At 64.5% G+C, this 26,414-nt stretch carries 21 protein-coding genes and 1 tRNA gene; 9 read left to right on the top strand and 13 right to left on the bottom strand.

Translation table 11 applies throughout. The annotated features are described in order from the left end of the window. Nucleotides 1–26: 26 nt before the first annotated feature. The 12 genes from ACPFL9_RS13305 to argS all read right to left on the bottom strand — a co-directional run bounded on the left by ACPFL9_RS13305 (nucleotide 27) and on the right by argS (nucleotide 15,151). Complete coding sequence (locus ACPFL9_RS13305) at nucleotides 27–1,139, bottom strand: MraY family glycosyltransferase (protein WP_426003221.1); 1,113 nt, start codon at nucleotides 1,137–1,139, stop codon at nucleotides 27–29. A 276-nt stretch (nucleotides 1,140–1,415) separates the two neighbouring features. Further along, a complete protein-coding gene (locus ACPFL9_RS13310; protein ID WP_426003223.1) occupies nucleotides 1,416–2,378 on the bottom strand; it encodes a glycosyltransferase in 963 nt (320 codons plus the stop codon). Further along, nucleotides 2,375–3,163, bottom strand: coding sequence for a WecB/TagA/CpsF family glycosyltransferase (locus ACPFL9_RS13315; RefSeq protein WP_426003225.1), 789 nt, complete (start codon nucleotides 3,161–3,163; stop codon nucleotides 2,375–2,377). The genes ACPFL9_RS13310 and ACPFL9_RS13315 overlap by 4 nt, the downstream gene beginning before the upstream one ends. Beyond that, complete coding sequence (locus tag ACPFL9_RS13320; RefSeq protein ID WP_426003226.1) at nucleotides 3,160–3,951, bottom strand: L-threonylcarbamoyladenylate synthase; 792 nt, start codon at nucleotides 3,949–3,951, stop codon at nucleotides 3,160–3,162. The genes ACPFL9_RS13315 and ACPFL9_RS13320 overlap by 4 nt, the downstream gene beginning before the upstream one ends. A 12-nt stretch (nucleotides 3,952–3,963) precedes the next feature. After that, the gene (gene prmC, locus ACPFL9_RS13325; RefSeq protein WP_426003227.1) at nucleotides 3,964–4,836 is read right to left on the bottom strand and encodes a peptide chain release factor N(5)-glutamine methyltransferase; all 873 of its coding nucleotides are present in this window, start codon (nucleotides 4,834–4,836) and stop codon (nucleotides 3,964–3,966) included. A gap of 19 nt (nucleotides 4,837–4,855) precedes the next feature. Continuing rightward, entirely contained in the window at nucleotides 4,856–5,929 is a 1,074-nt protein-coding gene (gene prfA, locus ACPFL9_RS13330) for a peptide chain release factor 1 (protein WP_426003228.1), read from the bottom strand. Nucleotides 5,930–6,203: 274 nt separating this feature from the next. Then, the gene (rho, locus tag ACPFL9_RS13335) at nucleotides 6,204–8,327 is read right to left on the bottom strand and encodes a transcription termination factor Rho (RefSeq protein WP_426003230.1); all 2,124 of its coding nucleotides are present in this window, start codon (nucleotides 8,325–8,327) and stop codon (nucleotides 6,204–6,206) included. Between the two features lie 306 nt (nucleotides 8,328–8,633). Further along, nucleotides 8,634–9,608, bottom strand: coding sequence for a homoserine kinase (thrB, locus tag ACPFL9_RS13340; RefSeq protein ID WP_426003232.1), 975 nt, complete (start codon nucleotides 9,606–9,608; stop codon nucleotides 8,634–8,636). Between the two features lie 2 nt (nucleotides 9,609–9,610). Further along, complete coding sequence (thrC, locus tag ACPFL9_RS13345; protein WP_426003233.1) at nucleotides 9,611–10,714, bottom strand: threonine synthase; 1,104 nt, start codon at nucleotides 10,712–10,714, stop codon at nucleotides 9,611–9,613. Next, a complete protein-coding gene (locus ACPFL9_RS13350) occupies nucleotides 10,715–12,028 on the bottom strand; it encodes a homoserine dehydrogenase (RefSeq protein ID WP_426003234.1) in 1,314 nt (437 codons plus the stop codon). Next, nucleotides 12,021–13,484, bottom strand: coding sequence for a diaminopimelate decarboxylase (lysA, locus tag ACPFL9_RS13355; protein ID WP_426003235.1), 1,464 nt, complete (start codon nucleotides 13,482–13,484; stop codon nucleotides 12,021–12,023). The genes ACPFL9_RS13350 and lysA overlap by 8 nt, the downstream gene beginning before the upstream one ends. A 2-nt stretch (nucleotides 13,485–13,486) precedes the next feature. After that, the gene (argS, locus tag ACPFL9_RS13360) at nucleotides 13,487–15,151 is read right to left on the bottom strand and encodes an arginine--tRNA ligase (protein WP_426003236.1); all 1,665 of its coding nucleotides are present in this window, start codon (nucleotides 15,149–15,151) and stop codon (nucleotides 13,487–13,489) included. Nucleotides 15,152–15,382: 231 nt separating this feature from the next. On the opposite strand from argS, the gene ACPFL9_RS13365 reads away from it, so the two are divergent. The 6 genes from ACPFL9_RS13365 (at nucleotide 15,383) to ACPFL9_RS13390 (ending at nucleotide 20,029) form a co-directional block, all read left to right on the top strand. After that, the gene (locus ACPFL9_RS13365; protein ID WP_426003237.1) at nucleotides 15,383–15,865 is read left to right on the top strand and encodes an FMN-binding protein; all 483 of its coding nucleotides are present in this window, start codon (nucleotides 15,383–15,385) and stop codon (nucleotides 15,863–15,865) included. A 4-nt stretch (nucleotides 15,866–15,869) separates the two neighbouring features. Further along, on the top strand, nucleotides 15,870–16,742 hold the full coding sequence (locus ACPFL9_RS13370; RefSeq protein ID WP_426003238.1) for an FAD:protein FMN transferase: 873 nt from the start codon (nucleotides 15,870–15,872) through the stop codon (nucleotides 16,740–16,742). After that, complete coding sequence (locus tag ACPFL9_RS13375) at nucleotides 16,739–18,241, top strand: FAD-dependent oxidoreductase (RefSeq protein WP_426003239.1); 1,503 nt, start codon at nucleotides 16,739–16,741, stop codon at nucleotides 18,239–18,241. Before ACPFL9_RS13370 ends, ACPFL9_RS13375 begins: the two co-directional genes overlap by 4 nt. Before the next feature lie 112 nt (nucleotides 18,242–18,353). Further along, nucleotides 18,354–18,426, top strand: a tRNA-Arg gene (locus ACPFL9_RS13380). Between the two features lie 185 nt (nucleotides 18,427–18,611). Further along, the gene (locus ACPFL9_RS13385) at nucleotides 18,612–19,655 is read left to right on the top strand and encodes a M4 family metallopeptidase (protein WP_426003240.1); all 1,044 of its coding nucleotides are present in this window, start codon (nucleotides 18,612–18,614) and stop codon (nucleotides 19,653–19,655) included. Nucleotides 19,656–19,726: 71 nt separating this feature from the next. Continuing rightward, nucleotides 19,727–20,029, top strand: coding sequence for a protealysin inhibitor emfourin (locus ACPFL9_RS13390; protein WP_426003241.1), 303 nt, complete (start codon nucleotides 19,727–19,729; stop codon nucleotides 20,027–20,029). Nucleotides 20,030–20,081: 52 nt separating this feature from the next. Here ACPFL9_RS13390 and ACPFL9_RS13395 read toward each other — a convergent pair whose 3' ends face one another. Beyond that, entirely contained in the window at nucleotides 20,082–21,050 is a 969-nt protein-coding gene (locus ACPFL9_RS13395) for a GlxA family transcriptional regulator (protein ID WP_426003243.1), read from the bottom strand. 81 nt (nucleotides 21,051–21,131) lie between these two features. On the opposite strand from ACPFL9_RS13395, the gene ACPFL9_RS13400 reads away from it, so the two are divergent. The 3 genes from ACPFL9_RS13400 to hrpA all read left to right on the top strand — a co-directional run bounded on the left by ACPFL9_RS13400 (nucleotide 21,132) and on the right by hrpA (nucleotide 26,389). Next, nucleotides 21,132–21,302, top strand: coding sequence for a hypothetical protein (locus ACPFL9_RS13400; protein WP_426003244.1), 171 nt, complete (start codon nucleotides 21,132–21,134; stop codon nucleotides 21,300–21,302). 72 nt (nucleotides 21,303–21,374) lie between these two features. After that, nucleotides 21,375–22,376: a helix-turn-helix transcriptional regulator gene (locus ACPFL9_RS13405; protein WP_426003246.1), complete on the top strand. Its 1,002-nt coding sequence runs from the start codon at nucleotides 21,375–21,377 to the stop codon at nucleotides 22,374–22,376. Next, nucleotides 22,373–26,389 (top strand): ATP-dependent RNA helicase HrpA, encoded by a 4,017-nt coding sequence (gene hrpA, locus ACPFL9_RS13410; protein ID WP_426003247.1) that lies wholly within the window; start codon nucleotides 22,373–22,375, stop codon nucleotides 26,387–26,389. The genes ACPFL9_RS13405 and hrpA overlap by 4 nt, the downstream gene beginning before the upstream one ends. Nucleotides 26,390–26,414 lie beyond the last annotated feature (25 nt).

Genomic DNA, 26,414 nt, shown 5'->3' on the forward strand with positions numbered 1-26,414 from the left:
CTGTGACGATAACCAGGCGTCATGCACTACTCCCCCGGTTGCGCCACATTCCGTTTGAAGTAGGGCCACGCGGTGACTGCGGCCATCACCAGGGCCGCCACGACGTCAACGATCAGCACGACCTGCCACGGGAAGATGGCGAAGGCCACGCCGCCGAAGGCCAGGATGCAGGTCCAGACATAGAGCATCACGACGGCGGTGCGGTGCGAGTAGCCGAGGTCCACCAGCTTGTGATGGAGGTGCCCGCGGTCAGCTGACCAGGGGGATTGTCCGCGCGCGGTCCTGCGGACCACGGCCATGCCGAAGTCGAGCAGCGGCAGTGACAGCACGGCGAAGGGCAGCAGGATCGGGATGATGGTGGGGATACCGTTGGCCCGGTCGTAGAGGCCCGAACTGATTTGGCCGGTGGCCACGACACCGGCCGAGGCCATCAACAGCCCGATCAGCATCGCTCCCGAATCGCCCATGAAGATCTTGGCCGGGAACCAGTTGTGTGGCAGGAACCCGATGCATCCACCCACCAGGATGGCCATGAGAAGGGTCGCAAGGTCGGAATTGTCCGTGGAGGGGTTGTTCCGGTGCACCCAGTAGGCAGTAAGGAAGAAGGCTCCCCCGCCGATGGTGGCCACGCCCGCTGCCAGCCCGTCCAGGCCATCGATGAAGTTGACCGCGTTCATGGTGGTGACGATCAGCCCGGCCGTCAGGAGGATCTGGACCGGCTCCGACTCAAGGAACAGTGGCTCCGGAATGAAAGGCACCACGGACATCCGCACCCCCCAGATGGCAACAATGAGTGCTGCCGCCACCTGCCCGAGCAGCTTGATCCACCACCGGATGTCCAGGATGTCGTCCGCCACCCCCACGGCTACAATGACCACAGCACCGGCCAGAATGCCCCACGGGGCGTCGTTGTGGCGGAAAATATCCTTCACGAAGAAGGAATTGCTTGCCACAACCAACGCCACAAAGAAGCCGGCAAATATGCCCAATCCCCCGAGCTTGGAGATCAGCACCGAGTGCATGTCCCGGCTCCGGATGGGACGGTACAGCCTGAGTTTGTTCCCCAGGACCCGGGCTCCCCAGGTTCCGGCGTATGAGACCAAGGCAGCCGTCAGCGCCATCAGCAGATACATGATCATGCGGCGGCTCCGGACGGCAGGCCTGCGCCGGCACCGCGAACAACGGCCATCCCGGTCAGCCGGAGGGCCGCTGGAATGCCGTGTAGTTCTGGGCAGCTCAAGGGGTGGAAATCTGTCTGTCGATAAATGGAACTACTCCGTCGCCATGCCTGCACCGGCTGTGCCGAATGATGCGGGATTGTTGTGGACTCTAGTCACGATACTAATGCCAACGCCTGTGACCTCCGGCGCAAGGCAGCGCAAAGCCGCCCGCCAAACGGAGCCGGCGGAACGGTTTCAGGGACGCATTGCCGGTCCGCGGACCTCGCGAAGCGCGTAGATCCCCCTCAGGACGTCCTCGTTTGCCCGTGGTGGACGGAACCCGTGGACCAGCCCGGTGAAAAGCCCCTTGAGAAGTACTTTGCGGTTCCCCGACGCGGCCACGGTCCGGGTCCAGTTGCGGACCGATGCACCCGTGAAAAGAATTTTCTCCCACGGCGCAAGGGCCTTGGAACGGGTGTACACCCAGATTTTGTTGCGGACTTCGTAGTAGAAGCGCGGCCCCGGATCTGCCCCGGCATCACCAAACACCTTGGTGTGGTGGTTGGCAACCGAAGCGTTGGTGGCCAGCGCCGCTTCGCTCCGAGAGACCCTGGCCGTGTATTCGAGGTCATCATTCCAGATGAAGTAGTCAGCGATCGGAAGCCCGTGCTTGCGGATTTCCGCGCCACGGAGCAGCACCGAGACGAACGACGCGCTCCTGATCTGGGTGGCACCAATGCGGGCCGCAGCGCTGCGGGCTGCCTCGCCGGCGCCAATCCTGGGCCGCATGCGGTTCATCGGGTGGTCCCGGCCGTCGGTCCAGACAACGCGGCTGGCGACGAACGCCGGAGCGCTGCCGGTTTCCTGTTCATAGGCCTCCGACGTATCCAAGGCTTCCCGCAGCGCACCCGGCTGTGGTTCGGTGTCGTCGTCCATGATCCAGACGTGGTCCGCATGATGGTCAAGGACAGCCCGTTCCATGCCCACCACGAAACCACCGGCACCACCGACGTTGGTGTTGAGCGTGACCACGTCAGTCTTTAGAGGGCCGGCGTAGGTGCGAAGGTAGGCGGCGGTGCCGTCGGTGGAGGCGTTATCGACAATGACGACGGCGTCCGGAACCATGGTGCCTCCAGCGATGCCTGCCAAGGTGGTTTGCAGCAGTTCGCGCCGGTTATAGGTCACCACAACTGCTACCACGACGGGTTGGGACGTCATTTTCTGCCTTTGCTTGGGGAATGTTGGAAACGGCGGCGGATGAGCAGGCCGGCAAGTTTCCACGGTTCAACAAATACGCGGTACGCGACCCTCCCGGGATGGAGCACCAGCCGCCATGCCCACTCGAGTCCAAGGCGGCCAAGCCACCGCGGTGCCAGTTTCTGTACCCCCGCCACCTGGTCGATCGCGCCACCCACAGCGCAGTACACAGCGGGAGGCAGCTGCTGCAGCCGGCGGACGAGGACCTCCTCCTGGAGTGGCATGCCCAGTCCGAGAAGAACCACCTGGGGGCGGAATCCGTGCAGCCATCCGACGACAGCGTCTTCCAGCGAATCATCCCAGTCTTCGCCTGGCATGCCGTCCACCACAGCGCCGGGGATCAGCTCACGCAGCCGTGACACGGCTTTGGTGTTCGCGTCACGTCCGGCTCCTACCACTGCAACCCGTTCGAGTCCCTCGACGCCTCCCAACGCAGGCAACCAGTCGGTGGAACCCAAGCGGTAGGCCATGGTCCCCTGCCCGAGGTGCTTGAGCCGTCGTTTGTGGGCGAGACCCCACAACATGGCGACGGGGGCACCGTCCAGGAGGACGATGGAGCTGTCCTCGTAAAGGGAGCGGAAGGTGGAGCATGAGTGGAACAGTGTCACGCTGTGCAGGTTGTGTCCCAACACGGTGGCGGTGGTACCCCGGGCGATCAACCCGCCCAGGGCATTGATGAGGTCATTGACGCGCAGCGGAGTGGCGTCGACGTCGAGGACGGGGACGCGCTGGCGGTCCGGGATCATTCCGGCTTGGCCTCAGGTGCGGCATTCGGCGCAGCGGCTTCCAGGGGATCGTCGACGGCGGCCGGCTGGTCAGCGGAGGCCGGTTCCGCCCCTGCGTCCGCCGGAGTTGCCTCGGCAGCTGCCGCCGATTCGCCGAAGCCAAGGATGGAGGGCACAACTTCGCGGAGACGTTCCAAGGAGATGGCCCCTTGGCGAACCACCTTGAAGGGCGCGGAGGTGGCGTCGACGATCGTGGACGGAACAGCCGCAGTTCCCTGCACTGGCCGGAACCCGCCTTCGAGGTAAACCTCAACGGATTCAGCCAGTTGAAGGCGGGCCTCGGAGGCAGTCTGCGCCGCTTCCTGGCCGGTGCGGTTGGCCGAAGAAACGGCCAGGGGGCCGGTGAGGCCCAGGAGTTCCAGCGCGATCTCGTCGTCCGGCATGCGGAGGGCCACGGTGCCCTTGGTCTCACCCAGGTCCCAATCGAGGGAGGGCTGGGCGTGCAGGATCAGGGTCAACCCGCCAGGCCAGAACGCCTGCGCCAGGGCGCGGGCATCAGCCGGGACGTCCGTGGCCAGCCCGTCCAGGGCGTTGATGCGGGGAATCAGTACAGGCGGCGGCATCTGGCGGCTGCGGCCTTTGGAGGCCAGCAACAGGGTGACGGCCAGCGGGGAAAAGGCATCCGCTGCGATCCCGTACACCGTGTCCGTCGGCAGGACGATGCACTTCTTGTCGCTGATGGCACGCTGTGCGTGCTGGAGTCCCTCAGCCCGCTGGTCATCGGAAGTGCAGTTGTATGTTGTGGTCACACCGCTATTCTTTCATTGATCAGTTGGCTTCTTTGCCAGCACCGCGCTCGTGGCACGTTCCTTGCCGTTGAGGTCAACGTGGGTCGAAATGTCTTCCCAGCAGCCCATGCGGCGCATCATTCCGGCAATCCATGCAGACTGGACCTCGGCGTGTTCCATCACGAAGAAGCCCCCCGGCTTCAGAAGACGGGCAGCTGAGGCCGCTGCCGCCGTCGGGAGTTCCATGCCATCGGCTCCCCCGCCGTAGAGTGCCTCCGGTGGGTCGTGCAGCGCGACTTCCGGCTCCTGCGGGATGGCTTCAGCCGGGATGTAGGGCGGGTTGGACACGACGGCGTCAAAGGTTCCGTTATGTTCCTGGAGTGCATCCCGGAGGTCACCCTGGACCAAGGAAACGCCCAGCGGTTCAAGGTTCCTGGCCGCCCAAGCGTAGGCAAGGGGGCTGAACTCGACGGCCAGGACCTCAGAACCGGGGATCTCGTGGGCCAGGGATCCGGCGATCGCGCCTGAACCGGTGCCCAGGTCCACCATTTTGGGATGGTCTGTTCCGGCCAGGTGGTCGATGACCAGTTGGACGACGGATTCTGTTTCAGGTCTGGGGATGAACACTCCCGGACCGACGCGCAGCTCAAGGTGCCGGAAATAGGCGATTCCGGTGATGTGCTGCAGCGGGACCCGGCCGGCGCGTTCGGCGACAAGTTCCGCGTACCCTTCCGGAGCGGGCGAGTCTCCAAGGAGCATGGCCCGAAGCCGCCCGAGGCCAACCCCCAACAGGTGGTCGGCAAGCAGTTCGGCATCAACCCGCGGACTGGGAACACCAGCTTCGGACAACACCGACTCGGCTGCCCGCACAGCCTCCGCGAGGCTCTGGCCTGGATGGAACGTCATGGGCTGAACCTGCCGGACGCTATTCGCCGATGGCGTCCAGGCGGGACTGCTCATCCATGTCGATGGCCGACTGGATGACGGGCTCAAGGTCACCGTTCATCACGGCGTCGAGGTTGTAGGCCTTGTAGCCGGTGCGGTGGTCCGCAATGCGGTTTTCCGGGAAGTTGTACGTACGGATGCGCTCGGAACGGTCCATGGTCCGGATCTGCGACTTGCGCTGCTCCGAGTTCGCTGCGTCAATTTGCTCCTGCTGGTGGGCCAGGAGGCGGGCACGGAGCACGCGCATGGCGGCTTCGCGGTTCTGCAGCTGCGATTTCTCGTTCTGCATGGCCACGACGATCCCGGTGGGAAGGTGCGTGATGCGTACTGCGGAGTCCGTGGTATTCACCGACTGACCGCCCGGACCGGACGAACGGTAGACGTCGATCTTGAGATCGTTCTGGTTGATCTCAATTTCCTCAGGCTCATCAACTTCCGGCAGCACCAGGACACCGGCAGCGGAGGTGTGGATGCGCCCTTGGGATTCCGTCACGGGAACGCGCTGCACCCGGTGCACGCCGCCCTCGAACTTCAGGCGGGCGAAAACGCCCTCCGCGGGATCGTTCGAACTGCCCTTGATGGCCACGGAAACGTCTTTGTAGCCACCGAGATCGGACTCGGTGGCGGAAATCATTTCCGTCTTCCAGCCCCGTGACTCGGCATAGCGCATATACATCCGGAGGAGGTCGCCGGCGAACAGCGCAGCCTCGTCGCCGCCTTCACCGCCCTTGACTTCGAGGATCACGTTACGGGCATCATCCGGATCGCGCGGGATGAGCAGGCGCCGCAGCCTCTCCTGGGCGGCGGGAATCTGCTCCTCGAGCTGTTCCACCTCGGCGGCAAAGTCGGGATCCTCGGCGGCCATTTCCTTGGCAGCCTCAAGGTCGTCGTTGAGTCCGCGCCATTTGTTGTACGCCTCCACGATGCCCTGGAGCTGGGCAGAGCGCCGCCCCAGCTTACGGGCAAGCGACTGGTCGGCATACACGGCAGGATCGCTCAGCTGCGCCTGGATGGCGGCATGCTCATCAAGCAATCCCTGGACGGACTCAAACATTTTTCAAACCTCTTTCGACTCGTACAAGTCTAATAACTGCAACGACGGGCCAATGACACCGGGCGAGAGCCCACTCTGATCCGCTTGTCGGGGACCGTTGCCGACGTCGAGCATTTTGCCAACCCGCGAAGGCGGGCCGAAAGCGGGACGAGCCGCTGATTCTGCTGCCCCGGGAGTGGCTTCGGGCCTGCCGGAGCGTGGTGGCAAAGTCCGAAGGGACTTTGCCACCACGCGTAGGGGCGGGGGCAGCAGAATCAGCGGCTCACCAGAGCAGCTATTTGTCGTTGTCCGACTTTGCTCCAAGCGTCGTCTTCTGGACCTGCATGAGGAACTCGACGTTGCTTTGCGTTTCCCGGATCTTGTTGGTCAGCAGCTCAAGGCTCTGCTGCTGCTCCAGGCCCGAGAGGACGCGGCGCAGCTTCCACATGATCTTGACCTCTTCAGCGGAGAGCAGGTTCTCTTCGCGGCGGGTGCCGGACGCGTTGACGTCCACGGCCGGGAAGATGCGCTTGTCCGCCAACTGGCGGGAGAGGCGCAGTTCCATGTTGCCGGTGCCCTTGAACTCTTCGAAGATGACCTCATCCATCTTGGAACCCGTCTCGACGAGCGCAGTTGCCAGGATGGTGAGTGAACCGCCGTTTTCGATGTTGCGGGCGGCACCGAAGAAGCGCTTCGGCGGGTACAGGGCAGCGGAGTCCACACCACCGGACAGGATGCGGCCGGAGGCCGGTGCTGCCAGGTTGTACGCGCGGCCCAGGCGGGTCATGGAGTCGAGGAGGACCACGACGTCCATGCCCATTTCCACGAGGCGCTTGGCGCGCTCGATCGAAAGTTCGGCAACTGTGGTGTGGTCGTCGGCGGGACGGTCGAAGGTGGAGGCGATGACCTCGCCCTTGACCGTGCGCTGCATGTCCGTGACTTCTTCGGGACGTTCGTCAACCAGCACCATCATGAGGTGGACCTCAGGGTTGTTGGTGGTGATTGCGTTCGCGATGGATTGCAGGATGAGCGTCTTACCGGCCTTCGGCGGGGAGACGATCAAGCCACGCTGGCCCTTGCCGATCGGAGCCACGAGGTCGATGACACGCGGGCCGATCTTCTTGGGGTCCGTTTCCAGGCGCAGGCGCTCGGACGGGTACAGCGGAACCAGCTTGGCGAACTCGACCCGGTCCTTCAGTTCCTCCGGCGTCTTGCCATTGACCGAGGTCACGCGGACCAGGGCGTTGAACTTCTGGCGGGAGGACTGCTGGTTGCGGTCTTCACCTTCGCGCGGGGCACGGATGGCACCCACCACGGCGTCGCCCTTGCGCAGGTTGTACTTCTTGACCTGGGCCAGCGAGACGTAGACGTCATTGGCGCCCGGGAGGTAGCCGGAGGTACGGATGAACGCGTAGTTTTCCAGGACGTCGAGGATGCCTGCCACCGGCAGGAGGACGTCGTCCTCAGTGATCTCGATGTCGTCTACCTCGGGACCCTGGGCCCGGCCGCGGCGGCGCTCGTTGCGGTCGCGGAAGCGGTCGCTGCGGCTGTTGCCGTCGCGTCCGTCCTGGCCACCGCGCCGGTCGCTCCGGTCATTTTGCTCATTGCGGTCGCGGCGGTTCCGGCGGTTGCGGCGGTTGCCCGTGTCCTCGCCGTCGTTGTCCTCCCGGCGGCGGGAGTTGTCACGACGTTCGCGCTGGGGCTGCTCCCCGGCCTCGGATTGCTCACGCTGTTCGCTGCGTTCGCCGCGCTGTTCGCTGCGCTGCTCGGTGCGTTCTGCCCGCTCGGCACGGGGTTCGCGCTGCTCAGGTGCGGCTGCCTCGGCTGCTTCCGCGGAAGCTGCGGCGGCCTCGCCACGGCGGCGGTTGCGGGTACGCGGCTGGCGGCGTTCGCTTGCAGCTTCACTGTTGTCCTGCGTGGCAGGCGCTTCGGCCGGCGCAGCTTCCGGAGCGGCTGCTTGGGCGGATTCACCCGGAGCGGCGACAGCAGCTGCCTCGGCAGCGGCGGCTACTACGCCGTCGCTGGTGGCGCGGCGGCTGCGGCCACGTCCACGGGCCCGGGGTGCTTCCTGGGCCGGGGTTTCGGCGCCGGCATCCGGTGCGGTTGCGGCGTCTGCTGCCGGGGCCGGGGCTTCGGCGGGCGCCTGGGTGGCAACGGTGTCCGTTGCCTTGGCTGCCTTGGTTGCCCTGGCAGGTGCTTTGGCGGTGGACGTCCCGGCCCGGTGGGCAGAGATGGCCGTTACCAGGTCCCCCTTGCGCATGCGCGAACCACCGGAGATTCCCAGCTGGCTGGCGAGAGCCTGAAGCTGGGCGAGCTTGAGGCCTGCAAGGCCACTGCTCTTGGTGGCGGCTGCCGTTGACGACTCGGCAGCAGAAGATGATGTGTCCACAGCTGAAGCCAGCTCAGTGGTTTCTGTCACGAAGGATCCTTCCCCCTCGACGGCGTCCAGGGCGAGAGCCGGACGCGATGATTTGATCTGGGCTGCAGTTCAGATCTGCAGCCGGTATTTTCGGCCTTGCCTGATGGATTGTGGCCAACAGGGCCGGTACTGATCGTCTTCACTGGATCCAGTTGCCCGGACAGCCGACTGACTATTCAGGGAACAGAGAGAGTTCTGCGGAACCTGAAACAGGCCGGAAGGAGACGGCACCACCAGGCGTTGACGCAGTTGACGAAAGGAACGGCGAATCCACCGTAGTCCAAAATCAGGGAACTGCCCGCGGCTTTACCGGCGGTGCACTTCCACTCTAGCACCTTCGACGTCCACAGCCAGCGTCATCACGCGCCATCCGACATCCGGTGTGTTGGATGCCGTAAATGCCTCAATCTTTTGGACAATCTCCGCGGCTTCACCCTGGCCGTTGGCCAGGACCATGACAGTAGGCCCGGCACCTGAAACCACGGCTGCATGCCCGGCGGTCCGCAGCGATGCAATGAGGTCGGCGCTGGGACGCATTGCCTCGGCCCGGTAGCTCTGGTGCAAATAGTCTTCGGTACCTGGCAACAGGAAGCGGGGCTGGCTGGTCAGAGCGTGGATCAGCAGCGCAGCGCGCCCCGAGTTCATGGCTGCCGCATGGTGGCCCACCGAGGCCGGCAGCAGTCCGCGGGCAGTTTCCGTGGACAGTTCATAGTCGGGAATTGCCACCACCGGAACCACCGACGCCGCGACGTCGGCGCGCGTACTGCTGTACTGCTCGCTGTCCTGCCAGGACAGCGCCAATCCGCCAAAGATGGCGGGTGCGACGTTGTCAGGGTGACCTTCGATCTCACTGGTCAGCTGCAATATCCAGTCACGGTCCTGCCGGGCTGCTTCCGGAACCAAGGCATTGGCGGCGGTGACCGCAGCAACCACGGCCGCAGCCGACGAACCGAGCCCACGTCCATGCGGGTTGACGTTGTCTGCAGTGATCCGGAGGCCCGCACGCTGGTAGCCGAGCCGCTCCAGGGCAAGATCGATCGCACGCACCACCAGGTGGGAAGCATCGCGGGGAAGGGTGTCCGCCCCTTCGCCGGAGAGCTCGAACTCGAGCTCCCCGGACTCCAGGGTTTCCACCGTCAGGGTGTCATGGATGGACAGGGCCAGGCCCAGGCTGTCGTAGCCGGGCCCCAGGTTGGCACTCGTTCCGGGGACCGTGACGGTCAGCCGCTGGCCTGCCGCGACAAGTGCACGATCAGTCGCGGTGGGCTGCGTTGTTTCCACTCTTACTTTTCTTCCAGTCCCAGTTCTGCTGCCACGGTAACGACGTCATTGGGCACCTTGACGGGCTGGACGTCGCTGCCATCCTCGGTGCGAAGGGCCCACTGCGGGTCCTTCAGGCCGTGGCCCGTGACGGTGATGACTATGGTCTTTCCGGAGGGCACCTCGCCGGCAGCGTGCTTCTTGATCAGCCCGGCGACACCGGCGGCCGAGCCGGGTTCGACGAAGACGCCTTCCTTTGATGACAGCCAACGGTGTGCGGCGAGGATTTCCTCGTCCGTCACGGCTTCAATGAGGCCGCCGGACTCGTCACGGGCCGCAACAGCGGTTTCCCACGACGCAGGGTTGCCGATCCGGATGGCGGTGGCAATGGTGTCAGGCTCAGTGATGGGGTGTCCGGCCACGAAGGGAGCCGCACCTGCAGCCTGGAAGCCCCACATGATGGGGGTCCTGGTGGACACGGCGGGGAGTGTCCCGTTGGCGGTCTCGAACGGAGCGGCGTACTCCTTGTAACCCTTCCAATAGGCACTGATGTTCCCTGCGTTGCCCACGGGCAGCACGTGGATGTCGGGCGCGTCGCCCAGGGAATCCACAACTTCGAAAGCACCCGTCTTCTGGCCCTGGATACGTGCAGGGTTGACGGAGTTCACCAGGAACACCGGGTACGACTCGCCCAGCTTGCGGGCGATGTCCAGGCAGTTGTCGAAGTTGCCGTCCACCTGCAGCAGCGTGGCGCCGTGGGCAATGGCCTGGCTCAGCTTACCCATGGAGATTTTGCCTTCGGGTACCAGGACCGCGCATTTGAGTCCGGCGGCCGTAGCGTACGCAGCAGCGGAGGCGGAGGTGTTTCCCGTCGAGGCACAAACAACTGCTTTGGCACCGGCTTCGACGGCAGCAGTCATGGCCATGGTCATGCCACGGTCCTTGAAGGAACCGGTGGGGTTCATGCCTTCGACCTTGAGGTAGACCTCGGAGCCGGTCAGTTCGGAAAGCTTCTGCGCGTGGACAAGAGGAGTGCCGCCCTCGCCGAGGGTAATGACCTTGGTGGCTTCCGTTACAGGCAAACGATCAGCGTATTCGCGGATTACTCCGCGCCATTGGTGAGCCACTTAGACCCCTTCTACCCGCAGTACGGATGTCACAGAATTGATGACGTCAAGGCCCTTCACGGCCTCGACGGTTGCTGCAAGTGCAGCTTCGGATGCCCGGTGCGTCACGATCTTCAGCTCAGCCGATTCCACGTTGGATGCGGAATCCCGGTGGATTGTCTGGCGCATGATCTCAATGGACACGCCGTTCTCCGCGAAGATGTGGGCGATGCGAGCCAGCACGCCGGCCTGGTCTGCCACATCCAAGCCGATGTAGTAGCTGGTGTTCGAGGCGTCGACCGGCAATGCCGGAACATGGCCCGTCGTGGTTTCGGTTCGACCGGGTCCGCCCAGGACCAGGCGCCGCGCAGCGGAGACAAGGTCGCCCAGCACTGCCGAAGCTGTGGGCGTGCCGCCGGCTCCCTGGCCGTAGAACATCAGCTCGCCGGCGTTTTCCGCCTCGATGAACACTGCGTTGAAGGCTCCACGGACAGCTGCAAGCGGGTGCTCCCGCGGCAAGAGCGTGGGATGGACGCGGACGGAGATGCCGCTTCCGTCCTCCGAGTCAATCTTCTCCGCGATGGCGAGGAGCTTGATGACAAAGCCCGCTTCCTTGGCGGAGGCGATGTCCTCGGCGCTGACCTTGGTGATGCCTTCACAGTAGACATCATCCAGGGAGAAACGCGTGTGGAACGACAGCGAGGCAAGGATTGCCGCCTTGGCTGCGGCGTCGTGGCCTTCGACATCGGCAGTGGGATCGGCTTCGGCATAGCCAAGGCGCTGGGCTTCGGCCAGGGCGTCGGCGAACTGCGCGCCCGTGCTGTCCATCTGGTCAAGGATGAAGTTGGTGGTGCCGTTCACGATGCCCAGAACGCGTGTGATGCGGTCTCCGGAAAGGCTGTCCCGGATCGGACGAAGGATCGGGATGGCACCGGCCACTGCGGCCTCGTAGGACAGCTGCACCCCGGCTTTGTCGGCTTCCTCGTACAGGGTGGGACCGTCCTGGGCGAGCAATGCCTTGTTGCCCGTGACCACGCAGGCGCCGTTCTGGATGGCGGTGAGGATCAGCGAACGGGCCGGCTCGATGCCTCCCATGAGCTCGATCACCAGGTCGGCGTCCTTGACCAACGTCTCGGCGTCAGTGGTGAACAGTTCGCGGGGCAGCTCAACATCACGGGGTGAATCGATGTTCCGCACGGCGATACCGGACAGTTCCAGCCGTGCCCCGCTACGGGCCGCAAGGGCCTCGGCGTCGTCAATCAGAATCCGCGCGACCTGGGCCCCAACGTTGCCACAGCCCAGCAGGGCCACCTTCAGGTTTCGCACTTCAGACATTCGCCACTCCCATGTCGCGGTTCAAAAGATCTTCTTCGGTTTCCCCGCGGACAATGAGCCTGGCGACGCCGTCGCGCACCGCGACAACACCGGGCCGTGCCAGGTAGTTGTAGTTGCTGGAGAGGGCCCAGCAGTAGGCGCCGGTACCCGGTACTGCGAGCAAATCACCGGCTGCCACATCCGCGGGCAGATATACATCTCTAACAACTATGTCGCCGCTCTCGCAATGTTTGCCCACTACGCGGGACAGCTGCGGAGCCGCACTGGAGTTCCGGGACGCCAAAATCGCCGAATAATCCGCGTCGTACAGCACCGGGCGGGCGTTGTCGCTCATTCCGCCGTCCACCGACACATAGCGCCGGGGGTACGTAACGTTGTCCGGCTCTTCCGTGTCAGCCGGACCGTCCACACGTACCGTCTTTGTGGTGCCCGTCTCATACAGGGTGAACGTGGTGCTGCCGACGATCGCACGGCCGGGTTCGATGGAGATCCGCGGTGCAGTGATGCCCAGCTCCGCGCAGGTTGCACGCACCACGGCAGCCATCGCCTGCGCAATGTCCGCCGGCGGGCGCGGAGTGTCCACGGGGGTGTAGGCGATGCCGTAACCTCCGCCAAGATCGAGCTCCGGCATCACGATCGAGTACTTCTGCTGCATGGCAGCCTGGAAGCCCAGCAGTTTTTGGGCCGCCAGGGCAAAGCCGTCCGGCTCGAAGATCTGCGAGCCAATGTGGCAGTGCAACCCCAGGAGTTCGATGCTGTCGTAGGCCACCGCAGCAGCAACGGCTTCCTCCGCCGCCGACAGGCCCTCCTCATCGGTGGTATCACCGGCCATGGAGAGTCCGAACTTCTGGTCTTCATGGGCCGTTGCGATGAACTCGTGCGTGTGTGCGTGCACCCCGGGAGTCAGCCGCAACATCACGTTTGCCCTGGTGCCCCGGCTGGACGCGATTTTGGCCACGCGTTCCAGTTCATCGAGGCTGTCCACCACGATCCGGCCTACGTTCATGTCAAGGGCCCGGTTGATTTCGGCATCGGATTTGTTGTTTCCGTGGAGGCCCAGGTGGCTTCCGGGAAGTCCGGCGTGCGCTGCCACAGCGAGTTCCCCGCCGGAACAGGTATCGAGCCGCAGGCCTTCGTCGGCAACCCACTGTGCAACGGCGGTGCACAGGAACGACTTGCCCGCGTAATAGACATCCACTCCCCCGCAGATGTCCGCGAAGGCAGCATCGAAAGCATCCTTGAAAGCGCGCGCCCTGGACCGGAAGTCGGTCTCGCTCATGACGAACAACGGGGTACCGAACTGCTCCTTCAGCGCGCTGGCAGCGATGCCGTCAATGGTGACCTCACCGGCGTCGTTCTTCTGCACGCCTTCAGCCCACAGGAGCGGCTGCAGGGCGTTCAGGTCCTCGGGAACGGCAAGCCATTCGGGGGCCAGCGGTGATTCGTGGGTGGTCATGGTTACATCCGTTCCGGCGCAGAGACGCCCAGCAGTCCGAGTCCATTGGCCAGCACCTGGCTGGTGGCATCGTTGAGCCACAGGCGGGTGCGGTTGACGTCCTGTACAGGTTCCTCACCCTGCGGAGACACACGGCAGGCATCGTACCAGCGGTGGTAAGCCCCCGCGATAACTTCCAGGTGCCGGGCAATCCGGTGCGGTTCGCGCAGTTCCGCAGCCTTGGCGACGATGGACGGGTAGCTGCCCAGGTATGACAGGAGTTCGTTTTCGGTCGGGTGGTCGAGCAAGGACGCGTCGAAGGCGTCCTCGCCATCAATCTGCCGTTCCACCCCGGCCTCAGCTGCGTTCCGCGCGGTACCGCGTGAACGGGCGTGGGCGTACTGCACGTAGAACACCGGGTTTTCATTGCTGTTTTTCTTCAGCAGTTCAGGGTCCAGCGTCAGCGGTGAGTCGGCAGGGAACCGGGCCAGGGAATACCGCACGGCATCCTTGCCCAGCCAGGAGATCAGGTCCTTGAGCTCGATGATGTTGCCGGCACGCTTGGAGAGCTTGGCGCCGTTGATCGAGACCAGCTGTCCGATCAGGACCTCGATGTTGACCTCCGGGTCATCGCCTGCGCACGCGGCGATGGCCTTGAGCCGGTTGATGTAGCCGTGGTGGTCTGCCCCCAACAGGTAAATCTTCTCGATGAATCCGCGGTCCTTCTTGGACAGGTAGTACGCGGCATCGGCAGCGAAGTAGGTGGGTTCGCCATTGGCACGGATCATCACGCGGTCTTTGTCATCGCCAAAGTCGGTGGTACGCAGCCACACGGCTCCGCCGTCGTCAAAGACGTGGCCCTGCTCGCGAAGGCGGGCAACCGCGGACTCGATGGCACCGGCGTCGTGCAGTTCCTTCTCGGAGAAGAAGACATCGAACTCGACCCCGAATTCGGCCAGCGTGTTCCTGATGTCCACCATCTGGGCCTCGTAGGCAGCGGCACGGATCACAGGCAGCGCCGCCTCGTCCGTGAGCTCGCGGATGTCCGGGTGGGCCTTGAGGACTTCATCCCCCAACTCCCGGATGTATTCGCCGGGGTAGCCACCTTCGGGAACATCGCGTCCGTGGAGGCGGGACAGGACGGAGTTGGCGAAGACGTTCATCTGCGAGCCGGCGTCGTTGATGTAGTACTCGGCAGTGACATCCGCGCCTGACGCACGCAGGACCCTGGCGATGGCGTCGCCCAGTGCCGCCCAACGGGTGTGGCCGATGTGGAGCGGCCCGGTGGGGTTGGCTGAAACGAATTCCATGTTGACTACATGCCCGGCGAGCGCCTTGTTGGTGCCGTAGGCAGGCCCGGCCTCCACGATGGCTTTTGCCAGGGCGCCCGCGGCAGCTGCGTCCACGGTGATGTTCAGGAACCCCGGCCCGGCGATGTCAACACCGGTAACCCCGGGGATTTCCTGCAGCCGGTTGCTGAGGATGACCGCGAAGTCGCGCGGGTTCATGCCTGCTTTCCTGCCAAGCTGGAGGGCAATGTTGGTGGCCCAGTCTCCGTGCTCCCTGTTCTTGGGACGCTCCACGCGGACGGTTTCAGGAACGTCGGTTTCCGTCAGGGCGATTTCCTGGGCGGAGACAGCGTCCTTGAGGCAGGCGGATATGGCAGCGGAGAGTTCTTCGGGAGTCACCCATCTAGCGTACCGGGGGGCCTGCAAAGACGCGGAATTCGGGCCGTGGACGTGGACACCCTGTACACAGCGGAGGCACAGGAACGGCTGGCCGGGGGCACAGGGTGAACCATTACGCTGATTTCATCGTTGTGAAGACGTAGGAGGTGGCATTGCCGGCCATTACCGAGCACTACCGGTCCATTGACGGATCCGCGTCCAATCCCAAGCCCAGTTGAAACGAGCAGAACCATGACTACGCCACTTCGCAAAAGCCTTTACGTTGGTATCGCCGGCCTCTCCATCATCGGAACCGCTGCAGCGTGCGCGCCCTCCACCCAGGCACCTTCCACCCAGACGCCCGCCACGCAGAACGGCGGACAGGCGTCCACAAGCAGCCCGTCCGCGGCAGCCTCCTCTTCCAGCGGGTCGGGTACGTCTACGTACAAGGACGGCACCTACAGCGCAGACGGGACCTATACGTCTCCCAACGGCCAGGAAACCGTCGGGGTGGAACTGACCCTGGCTGGAGACACGGTGTCGGCCGTGAACATCACGGTCCACCCTTCCAACCCCAATACCAAGAAGTTCCAGGGTGAATTCGCCAGCGGGATCGCCGGCCAGGTAGTGGGGAAGAACATCGATGAGCTCAATGTTTCCAAGGTGGCCGGCTCGTCACTGACCTCCGGCGGCTTCAACGACGCCGTCCAGCAGATCAAGTCCCAGGCAAAGTAGCACCATGCCGCACCCGGGCTGGAGCAGTTTCAGCTTTGAAGGGATCGGCACGCAGTGGGACATCGCGACGCAGGACCCCCTCACGCCTGAGGTACAGGGACACCTGCTGTCCACGGTGGAGGACTATGACCGGACCTACTCACGGTTCAGGGCGGACTCTGCCGTGTCGGCCCTGGCCCGCGAAGCAGGCACTGTGGTCCTTCCGGCCCACGCCGTGGCCCTCCAGGGCGTTTACGCGTCCTTGTACCGCTTGACCGACGGCGCCATGACCCCGTTGGTGGGCGGGAGCCTGGAACGCCTTGGTTATGACTCCTCCTACACCCTGGCACCACACGGTGCCCCCGCGCCCGCCTCCCGGTGGGAGGATGTCCTGGAATGGACGGGCACAAACCTGGGTGCCTTGGAGCCCCTGGTGTTTGACATCGGCGCGGCCGGCAAGGGGCAGCTGGTGGATCTGCTCGGCGATGTCCTCCGGTCCGCCGGGCATCGCGAGTTCCTGGTGGACGGCAGCGGCGACATGCTCCATGCCGGCAGCCGCCCGGTGACCGTCGCTTTGGAACATCCCTATGATGCGCGGCAGGCGATCGGCACGGTCGAACTGCAGAACGGCGCGCTCTGCGCGTCCGCTTCGAACCGTCGCGCATGGGGTGATGGCCTGCACCACGTCCTGGATGGGCGGACCGGACGGCCGATCCAGACCACGGTAGCCACCTGGACCCGCGCATCCACGGCATTGGTGGCCGATGCCTTGGCCACGGCGCTGTTCATGGCGGAACCGGCCCGGCTGGAGTCCGGTTTTGAATTTTCCTGGCTCCGGGTGTCCTCGGACGGCACCTTCAGCCGTTCGAAGGACTTTGAGGGGAAACTGTTCACATGAACGCAGTGAAATCGCGACTTGATACCTGGCTTGGCAGGTTCACCATGTACCGCCTGGTCCTGTGGGTGCTGGGCATCCTGGCAGCCTACAGCCTGGTCCTGAATGCCCTTGGCTGGCTGACGTTCGGAATTCCGCAGATGCTGGTCCATCTGGCAGTATGCCTCGGCGTTACCTACGCATCGAACCGCCTGCTCGCGCTGCTGTTCCGGACCACGCCCCATTCGGAATCGTCCCTGATTACGGGTTTGCTCCTCTACTTCCTCTTCTGGCCAACGTTCGCCCCCACTGACATGGCCGGGGTGGCTCTCGCATGTGTCCTGGCCAGTGCTTCCAAGTACGCGCTGGCGTTCCGCGGGCGCCACATTTTCAATCCGGCCGCGGCGGGGGCGTTCCTCACGGGTTTGACGGGGCTGAACATCGCCACCTGGTGGGCGGCAACGCCTGCCATGCTGTGGCTGCTGGTTCCCGGTGTCCTGGCCGTGCTCTACCGCACGCGGAAAATGGCCATGGCCACTGTTTTCACGGTGGTATCGACCGGCATCATCTTCGTCGAGCTCATGGGCCGTGGGATGACGGCGGGGCAGTCGTTGTGGCAGCCGCTTGCCCAGCGGCCGGTCCTGTTTTTCGTTGGTTTCATGCTGTCTGAGCCCCTGACCCTTCCGCCGCGGCGCTGGCAACAGCTGGCCTTGGCCGCACTGGTGGGCGTCGTTTTTGCCGTTCCCTACAATTTCGGTTTCGTCGCCAACTCCCCCGAGCTCGCGCTCCTGCTGGGCAACCTCCTGGCGTTCTTCCTTGGTCAGCGCGGCGCCGTCCACCTGACGTACAAGGGTTCGCGGCCGCTGACCCCGGGCAGCAGGGAGTTCCGCTTCGAGCCTGATCGTCCCGTCCGCTTCGCTGCCGGGCAGTACATGGAGCTGAACCTGCCGCACCGGAAATCCGACGGCAAGGGCCGCCGCCGGGTCTTCAGTATCACCAGCGCACCAGGTGCACCGGAGGTGACTTTCGGCGTCGGAACCACCGGTCCCTTGTCCAGTGCCAAGCAGGCGCTATGCGCCCTGCAGCCGGGCGATAAGGTATCGGCAACCTCCGTGGGCGGGGACTTCCTGCTTCCCAACGACGCCGGGAGGCCTGTCCTGCTGATTGCTGCGGGGATCGGGATCACGCCTTTCCTCTCCCATCTTGCTGCCAGCGGCCCCGGCCGTGATGTGGTGGTGCTGTACCTGGCCAAAGGACGCGATGAACTTGCTTCCTGCGATGCGCTGGAAGCCTCCCGTGCCCGGGTGATTGCCCGCCTCGCCGATGGTTCCACTCCCCCGGCGTTCATGCACGACGCCGGTCCCTCCCGGATCGACGGAACCCGCCTTAAGGAGCTGGTTCCGGATGTTTCAGGGCGGGACGTCTATATCTCCGGGTCGCCGGCCAGCGTGGAGTCCCTGCGGGCCGCTGCACGGTCGGCTGGCGCCCGGCGTGTCCACATCGACTCCTTCGCAGGCTACTAGGGGTTCGGGGGACGGCAGGCCGGATGCGGTGGCGTCGCGTGCCGTTTTCGTTTGCGGCGCAGTGGCTGCTAAGCTCTAGGACGTCCCACCGGCAACGGAGGGATCCCCGGATGCCCTCGTAGCTCAGGGGATAGAGCGTCTGCCTCCGGAGCAGAAGGCCGTAGGTTCGAATCCTATCGAGGGCACAATGAAGACCCCGCCAGTCACCTGGCGGGGTCTTTGTCGTTCCCGGCCCCTTTTCGCCACTGTCCGGCCGGCAGGCGGTGCCGGACTATCAGTTCGGGGCATGCCGGGGCGACACCCGGAAATTGTCGGACCCCGCTCCTAGGCTGGTCGCAGTTGCAGTCGCAGAGAGCCAAAGGGGTAGTCCATGATGTGTTCGATCGTCCCGCCGTACATGCTGCGCCGGCTTGCGGCTCAGCACGAGCCCCGGCTCCGGGCCGTAGCCCGGGCCGCCAAGGAATCGCTCCTGCATATCAGGGATTTGCAGGCCGCCCGGGCGACTCCCGTGCCCGCAGCCCCGCCGAGTGCCCGCCAAGCCAAGCCCGGGCCGCCCTCCCGGACCATCTTCGACGCCGGGTCGTCCGAATCGCTGCCAGGGCGGATTGTGCGGAAGGAAGGCGCACCCCCTTCCGGAGACGCTGCGGCGGATGAGGCTTATGACGGCCTGGGCGGAACGCACGGGCTTTACGCAGACATTTTCGGGCGCAATTCCATTGACGACGCCGGCTTGGCCCTGGACGCCACGGTGCATTATGGGCAGCTGTATGACAACGCGTTCTGGGATGGAAGCCAAATGGTCTTCGGCGATGGCGACGGCCAGATTTTCCAGCGCTTCACTAAATCCTTGAGCGTCATCGGCCATGAGTTAGCCCACGGCGTGACGCAGTACACCGCCAACCTGGCGTACCGGAACCAGGCGGGTGCCTTGAACGAGTCCATGTCGGATGTCTTCGGTGCGCTGGTGGAGCAGTACGTCAGGAAGCAGCCGGCAAGCCGTGCCAGCTGGCTGATTGGCGAGGGCCTCTTCACCGAACACGTCCAGGGCTCCGCGCTGAGGTCCATGAAGGCTCCCGGCACGGCGTATGACGACGACGTCCTGGGAAAGGATCCCCAGCCCGATTCCATGGACACCTACGTCCGCACCAGCGCGGACAACGGAGGAGTGCACATCAATTCAGGCATCCCGAACAGGGCCTTCTACCTGGTGGCCTCGGAATTGGGTGGCAACGCCTGGGAAGCCCCGGGACAGATCTGGTACGGGACCCTCACCAGCGGCGCCCTGCCTGCCACCTGCACTTTCGGCAAGTTCGCCAGGACTACCCTTGCTACCGCGGAAGAACTCTTTGGTGCCGGTTCGGCCGAGCATGACGCCGTGAGGAAGGCGTGGGAAACTGTGAAGGTCAAGGTTTAGGAGCCGGCCGGGCAGGCGGGGACGTTCCCGCCCGGCCGGTCATGTACAGAAAGCGGTGACGGGCCGGCGCCATGAAAATCACAGTCCAGCGCAGCGGGGGCATCGCCGCCATGACGCGCGTCTGGATCGTCGAGGCGGTGTCCGCCCAGGACAAGGAGCGGTGGCTGCCCATGGTGGAGGCGTGCCCTTGGGATGAGGCCAGCCACCGCTCCCCGGCCGGCAACCAACCGGACCGGTTCATGTACTCGATCCGGGCCGGGCAACGCCGCGCCACCCTCCCGGAACGGGAAGTCACCGGCCCTTGGCAGGAACTGGTCGATTGCGCCAAAGCGGAGGGCGCAGAAACCCGCGGCCGCTTCGGCGCACGGCGCTGACCATCCGGAGAACAACCAGCCCGCAGATAAACCACCCGTTACCGCCGGAAGCTTAGATGGCTTCAGCCAGTTGGCCCCTGAACGCCCTCCGGTAGCTCTGTGGACTCGTGTCCAGGACTTTGGCGAAGTGGTGCCGCAGCAGTACGGAATGTCCAAATCCTGCTTCGCGGGCTACTTCGTCAATGTTCAGTTCGGTGGTCTCCAGCAGTTCCTGGGCCCGGAGCACCCGCTGGGAGTTGAGCCAGGCAGCCGGGGTCGCACCTGTTTCGGCCCGGAACCGGCGCGCGAAGGTCCGCGGGGACATATGGACCCTGGCGGCAAGCTCGTTGACGCTGTGTTCCTCCTCCAGGTGTTCCACCATCCAGCGCAGGAGCTGCTCCATGGGCGCGGATCCACATTGCGGCATGGGCCGGTCGATGAATTGTGCCTGGCCTCCGTCGCGGTGCGGCGGCACCACCATGTCCCTCGCTATGGCGGCTGCAACGTTGGCGCCAAGTTCCGTGCGGACCAGGTGCAGGCAGGCGTCGATTCCCGCGGCTGTACCGGCGCTGGTGATGATGGTCCCGTCCTGGACGTAGAGGACGTTCTCATCGACGATCGCCGCCGGGTAGCGGGCGGCGAGGTCCTGGGAATAATGCCAGTGCGTGGTGCAGCGCCTCCCGTCCAGCAAGCCGGCCCGGGCCAGGGCGTACGCTCCCGAGCAGATGGACATGACCCACGCTCCGCGGGCGTGGGCTGCCCGCAACGCGTCCAGCACGGACTCCGGAACATCCTGGTCGCGGCCGAAGGGGGCCATGATCACGAGGTCGGCGTCAGCTGCGGCCTCGAGCCCGAGGCTGACGTGCAGTGAGAGCCCGGATTTCATCCTGATGTCGCCCGGCTCCGGCGCGCACACCCGGAAATCGAAGGCAGGAACGCCTGCGCCGCGGTCGGAGCGGTCGATGCCGAAGACTTCGAAAGCCGTACCGAACTCGAAGATGGAGAAGTTGGGAACCACGATGACTGCCACTGAGGTCAACATACATCCAGTGTGGCAGAAAATTTGCTAAATGGGGCATTTCTGCCACTGTTTCCTGGACCATCTCCAGAGAAGGATGGAGGCATGGAAATCTTCGGAATCATCCTCTTTCTGGTCCTCGTCACTGCTGTAGCAGCCACCGTCTCCGCCCTCCTCAAGGACGGCCGCGGACACAACCCGCCCATCAATTCCAAGCAGCCCTGGACGGCGTTTGACGCCCCCAGCTCGCCCTACTGGAACCCGCGCATCTACTGACCGCTCTCCTGCCCGCAACGAGTCTTTCCCACGTGCATCCGCCCGGGCAGCACGTGGACTAGATTCATCAGCATGATCCAAACTTCCGCCCGGCTCCTGCAACTGCTGTCGCTGCTGCAGGTGCGCCGGGAATGGACAGGTCCGGCCTTGGCGGAACGAATGGGCGTCACGGAGCGGACCGTCCGCCGGGATATCGACAAGCTGCGCAACCTTGGTTATCCCATCCACGCCTCGCCGGGGATCGCCGGCGGTTACCAGTTGGGGGCAGGCGCGCAGCTTCCACCACTTCTCCTGGACGACAACGAAGCCCTCGCTGTTGCCCTCGGCCTTAATGCGGTGGCCGCGGGCCCCGTGGCAGGCATCGGCGAAGCGTCAGTCCGGGCGCTGGCCAAGCTTGAGCAGGTCCTGCCCGCCCGGTTGCGACCCAAATTCGCGATGCTGAAGACAGCCGTCACCACGCTGCCAAGCAACGCGGCATCAGTGGACCCGCAGCACCTGACGGCTCTGTCCTCTGCCATCTCCGACCACCGGCAGGTTTCCTTCGACTACATCAAGTCCGATGCTTCCGCCGCGCGCCGGTTGGTGGAACCGTACCGGTTGGTCGATACCGGCCGTCGTTGGTACCTGGTTGCCTGGGACCTTGACCGCGATGACTGGCGGACATTCCGGGCGGACCGCATCGGTTCACTTCCCGCCGAACGCCGCAAATACGTTCCGCGGCCTTTGCCGGCGGACGACCTGGCGGCCTATGTGCAGCAGTCCATCACCAGGTCGCCCTACAGGTACGACGTTGTGGTCCGGCTGCACGCCCCCATGGCCGAGGTGGCCGCCGTCGTGAATTCCACCATCGCGGCGTTGTCACCGGACGGCGGGTCCGCCACCATTCTCCGGGCAGGCTGGGACAACCTTGCCGCGCCCGCGGCCCATCTGGCGTCGCTGGAGATGGACTTTGACATCCTGGAACCGCCCGAGTTCAAGGCCTTTGCCCTGCAGCTCTCCCGGAAACTGACGGCAGCCGCCGGTCCGGCGTCAGCTCCTGCCGATGACACGGCAGTAGACTGGCATCAGCCATGACACTTCATATCTCCTACCCCGCCGAGCTCCCCGTTTCCGAGCGCCGCGAGGACTTGATGGCGGCCATCGCCGCACACCAGGTGACCATCATCGCCGGCGAAACCGGCTCCGGTAAAACAACGCAGATCCCCAAGATGTGCCTGGAACTGGGATTGGGCGACAACGGCCTGATCGGCCACACCCAGCCCCGCCGCCTCGCTGCCCGGACAGTGGCCGAACGCATCGCTTCGGAACTCGGCGTGGAGATCGGCCAGGAGGTAGGTTTCCAGGTCCGCTTCACCGGCGAGACCAGCCCGGCCACCAAAATCAAGCTCATGACTGACGGCATCCTTCTCGCGGAGATCCAGCGGGACAAGCTGCTGCGCAAATACAGCACCATCATCATCGATGAAGCGCACGAGCGAAGCCTCAACATCGACTTCATCCTGGGCTACCTGAAGCGGATCCTCCCCCAGCGCCCGGACCTGAAGGTCATCATCACCTCGGCCACCATCGACCCCGAACGCTTCGCCAACCACTTCGGCACGGACGATTCCCCGGCTCCCATCATTGAGGTTTCCGGCCGTACCTACCCGGTGGAAATCCGGTACCGTCCGCTGTCCCAACCGGCTGATCCGGATGAAGACGCCTCAGACGACGAACTCGAGGAAGACCGCGATCCCCTCGACGCTGTCTGCGACGCCGTGGACGAACTCGCCAAGGAGGCACCCGGGGACATTCTGGTGTTCTTCTCGGGTGAGCGCGAAATCCGTGATGCCGCAGAAGCCATCAACGGCCGGATCCAGGCCAACCGCCGGCTCGCCGGGACCGAGGTGCTTCCGCTGTTTGCCCGGTTGAGCCTGCAGGAACAGCACCGCGTCTTCAACCCCGGTGGGAAGCGGCGCATCATTCTTGCTACCAACGTGGCCGAGACGTCCCTGACAGTCCCCGGAATCAAGTACGTGATTGATACGGGAACGGCCCGCATCTCACGGTACTCGCATCGCACCAAGGTCCAGAGGCTTCCCATTGAACGCGTCTCCCAGGCTTCTGCCAACCAGCGCTCGGGCCGTTGCGGACGCGTGTCAGAAGGCATCGCCATCCGGCTCTACTCCGAAGAGGACTTCGAGTCGCGTCCACAGTTCACGGATCCGGAGATCCTCCGGACCAACCTCGCCGCGGTCATCCTGCAAATGACCGCCATGGGTGTGGCACGGGGACCGAAGGACGTCGAAAACTTCCCCTTCGTGGAGCCACCCGACTCACGCGCCATCAACGACGGCGTCACTCTCCTCCGTGAACTCGGTGCCTTGAGTGCGGCCCGGCAACAGGACGCCGGCGAGGGGCAGGGTGCGGATCGAAGAGGCGGCGATGAGGGCCGCAACGGCCGCGGACGCAGTGGCCGGAGCCGCAATGGCCAGGCCCGAAGCGGCAGCGGACTGACCGCCGTCGGGCAGAAGCTTGCCCAACTGCCCGTGGACCCGAGACTCGGCCGTATGATCGTCGAGGCGGGCAAGCGCGGTTGTGTCCGCGAGGTCATGATCCTCGCTGCGGCTTTGACCATCCAGGACCCAAGGGAACGGCCCACTGACAAGCAACAGCTTGCTTCGGAAAAGCACGCGCGCTTCCGTGATGAAAACTCGGACTTCACCGGCTATTTGAACCTGTGGAATTACGTCCAGGAAAAGCAGCGTGAGCTCTCCTCCACCCAGTTCCGGAAGCTATGCCGGACGGAGTTCATCAACTACCTGCGCATCCGTGAGTGGCAGGACCTCTTCACCCAACTGCGCCAATTGGCCAAGCCGCTGGGCATCACCCTGGACAACAAACGCGAAGCCGACCCCGTGGGCAACCATGAAGGCATTCACATCAGCCTGCTGTCCGGCCTCCTGAGCCACATCGGCATCTATGACGAACGCAAACGCGAGTACGCCGGAGCACGCGGCAGCCGGTTCGCCATCTTCCCCGGCTCTGCCCTGTTCAAGAAGTCGCCTCCTTTTGTGATGGCGGCGGAGTTGGTGGAGACCAGCCGGCTGTGGGCGCGGGTGGCTGCAAAGTTCGATCCCCTGTGGGCAGAACAGGTGGCACCTGACCTGGTGAAGCGCTCCTACAGCGAGCCGCACTGGTCCTCTCGCCAGGGTGCCGTACTGGCCCACGAGAAAGTCACGCTCTACGGCGTCCCCATCATTCCCAACCGCCGCGTCAACTATGGACGCATCGACCCGGAGCTCTCCCGCGAACTGTTCATCCGCCACGCATTGGTGGAGGGCGAGTGGCGTACCCACCACAAGTTCTTCCATCGGAACCGCGCCCTCCTCCAGGAAGTCGAGGAACTCGAGACCCGCATGCGGCGCCGGGACATCCTGGTGGACGACCAAACGCTCTTCGAGTTCTATGACGCCCGGGTGGGCCAGGATGTGGTGTCCGAACGCCACTTCGACAAATGGTGGAAGGAAGCCCGCCAGTCGGACCCAACGCTGCTGGACTTCGACCAATCGTTCCTCATGAGCGGGGACGCCGAAGACCTCGATGAATCCGCGTACCCCAAGGTCTGGGTCCACAAAGGCTTCGACCTTCCGCTCAGCTACGAGTTCCACCCTGTGGCGCCAGGCTCCACGCCCGATCCCTCTGACGGCGTCACGGTCGAAGTGCCCGTGCTTTTCCTGAACCAGATGGACGACGCGCCGTTCCGTTGGCAGATCCCCGGCCAGCGGGTGGACCTCGTCACGGCACTGATCAAGTCGCTGCCGAAACAGGTCAGGAAGAACTTTGTTCCGGCCCCGGATGTCGCCCGGCAGGCCACGGCGGCCCTTGAAGCGGAGTTCGATCCCGCTGCCGATGAGCTGGAGCCTTCGCTCGAACTCGTCCTGCGCAGGTTGAAGGGGCACATCATCCCCCCTGGTTCGTGGAACTGGGCGGCTGTTCCTCCACACCTGCGCGTGAGCTTCAAGGTGGTGGACAGCCGGGGCAAGGTCCTTGGCGAAGGAAAGAACCTTGCCGCGCTTCAGGAAACCCTCGCACCGGCCACCCGGCGTGCGATTGCCGAATCGCTCGGGGCCACCCCGGCCACCACCCGGGCAGCGAAGACCAGCCCCGCGGCCCCCGGCGGGAAGGGCGCCCGGGAAGCGCTGTTGCCGGGAAGCAAACCGGCAGACGGCACGGTTGCAGAGCGCAGCGGAATCACGTCCTGGGACTTCGGGAAGGTCGAACGGCAGGTCTCCCGAAACGTCAAGGGCCACGCCGTCACGGGTTACCCGGCGATCGTCGACGAAGGTTCATCGGTTGCCTTGCGGGTTTTCCAGACGGTTCGGGAGCAGGAAGCGGCCATGCGTGGCGGCGTGATCCGGCTTCTGGCTCTTCGGGTTCCCTCGCCGGACAGGTACGTTCTGGAACACCTGAGCAACACGGAGAAACTGACGTTCAGCCAGAATCCGCACGGCTCCGTCAATGCCCTCATAGCCGATTGTGCACTGGCCGCCATCGACAAACTGACGCCTCAGGACCTCCCCTGGGACAAGGAAGCCTTCGATGCCTTGTACGAGGCAGTCCGTGCGGAACTGATCGACACCGTGTTCACGGTAACCGCCGTCGTCGAGCGCATCCTCGCGAGCACGCGCAGGATCCAGAAACAGCTGAAGGCGGCCACCAGCCTGTCACTCATCAGCGCCCTGAACGACATGAAGAGCCAACTGGAGCAGTTGGTCTACCCGGGTTTTGTGGCACAGACGGGCTACGCGCAGCTGAGCCAGCTTCCGCGGTACCTCCAAGCCATGGAGAAGCGTCTCGAGAAGCTGCCGTCCAACGTGCAACGGGACGGCCTGAATATGGCCGTGGTCCAGTCCCTGGAAGACGGGTATGACGACGCCGTGGCAGCACTGTTGCCCGGACGGCGCGCCGGCAACGAGTTAACACGCGTGCGCTGGATGATCGAAGAGCTCAGGGTCAGCCTCTTCGCCGTGGAACTGGGCACAGCCTATTCCGTGTCGGAAAAGCGGATCCGCACGGCCCTCAACCAGGCGCTGGCGCCCGCCTGAGGCGCCACGTCCGCGCCATATCCGC

Source organism: Paenarthrobacter sp. NyZ202, from assembly GCF_049860755.1.
GTDB lineage: Bacteria > Actinomycetota > Actinomycetes > Actinomycetales > Micrococcaceae > Arthrobacter.

Excerpts from the sequence above, each read along its gene's own strand:
- ACPFL9_RS13305 (WP_426003221.1), bottom strand. The coding sequence starts at position 1,139 with ATGATCATGTATCTGCTGATGGCGCTGACGGCTGCCTTGGTCTCATAC.
- ACPFL9_RS13395 (WP_426003243.1), bottom strand. The coding sequence starts at position 21,050 with ATGTTGACCTCAGTGGCAGTCATCGTGGTTCCCAACTTCTCCATCTTC.
- ACPFL9_RS13365 (WP_426003237.1), top strand. The coding sequence starts at position 15,383 with ATGACTACGCCACTTCGCAAAAGCCTTTACGTTGGTATCGCCGGCCTC.
- ACPFL9_RS13310 (WP_426003223.1), bottom strand. The coding sequence starts at position 2,378 with ATGACGTCCCAACCCGTCGTGGTAGCAGTTGTGGTGACCTATAACCGG.
- ACPFL9_RS13400 (WP_426003244.1), top strand. The coding sequence starts at position 21,132 with ATGGAAATCTTCGGAATCATCCTCTTTCTGGTCCTCGTCACTGCTGTA.
- prfA (WP_426003228.1), bottom strand. The coding sequence starts at position 5,929 with ATGTTTGAGTCCGTCCAGGGATTGCTTGATGAGCATGCCGCCATCCAG.
- ACPFL9_RS13405 (WP_426003246.1), top strand. The coding sequence starts at position 21,375 with ATGATCCAAACTTCCGCCCGGCTCCTGCAACTGCTGTCGCTGCTGCAG.
- ACPFL9_RS13315 (WP_426003225.1), bottom strand. The coding sequence starts at position 3,163 with ATGATCCCGGACCGCCAGCGCGTCCCCGTCCTCGACGTCGACGCCACT.
- ACPFL9_RS13350 (WP_426003234.1), bottom strand. The coding sequence starts at position 12,028 with ATGTCTGAAGTGCGAAACCTGAAGGTGGCCCTGCTGGGCTGTGGCAAC.
- ACPFL9_RS13375 (WP_426003239.1), top strand. The coding sequence starts at position 16,739 with ATGAACGCAGTGAAATCGCGACTTGATACCTGGCTTGGCAGGTTCACC.
- ACPFL9_RS13385 (WP_426003240.1), top strand. The coding sequence starts at position 18,612 with ATGATGTGTTCGATCGTCCCGCCGTACATGCTGCGCCGGCTTGCGGCT.
- ACPFL9_RS13390 (WP_426003241.1), top strand. The coding sequence starts at position 19,727 with ATGAAAATCACAGTCCAGCGCAGCGGGGGCATCGCCGCCATGACGCGC.
- hrpA (WP_426003247.1), top strand. The coding sequence starts at position 22,373 with ATGACACTTCATATCTCCTACCCCGCCGAGCTCCCCGTTTCCGAGCGC.
- prmC (WP_426003227.1), bottom strand. The coding sequence starts at position 4,836 with ATGACGTTCCATCCAGGCCAGAGCCTCGCGGAGGCTGTGCGGGCAGCC.
- lysA (WP_426003235.1), bottom strand. The coding sequence starts at position 13,484 with ATGACCACCCACGAATCACCGCTGGCCCCCGAATGGCTTGCCGTTCCC.
- ACPFL9_RS13370 (WP_426003238.1), top strand. The coding sequence starts at position 15,870 with ATGCCGCACCCGGGCTGGAGCAGTTTCAGCTTTGAAGGGATCGGCACG.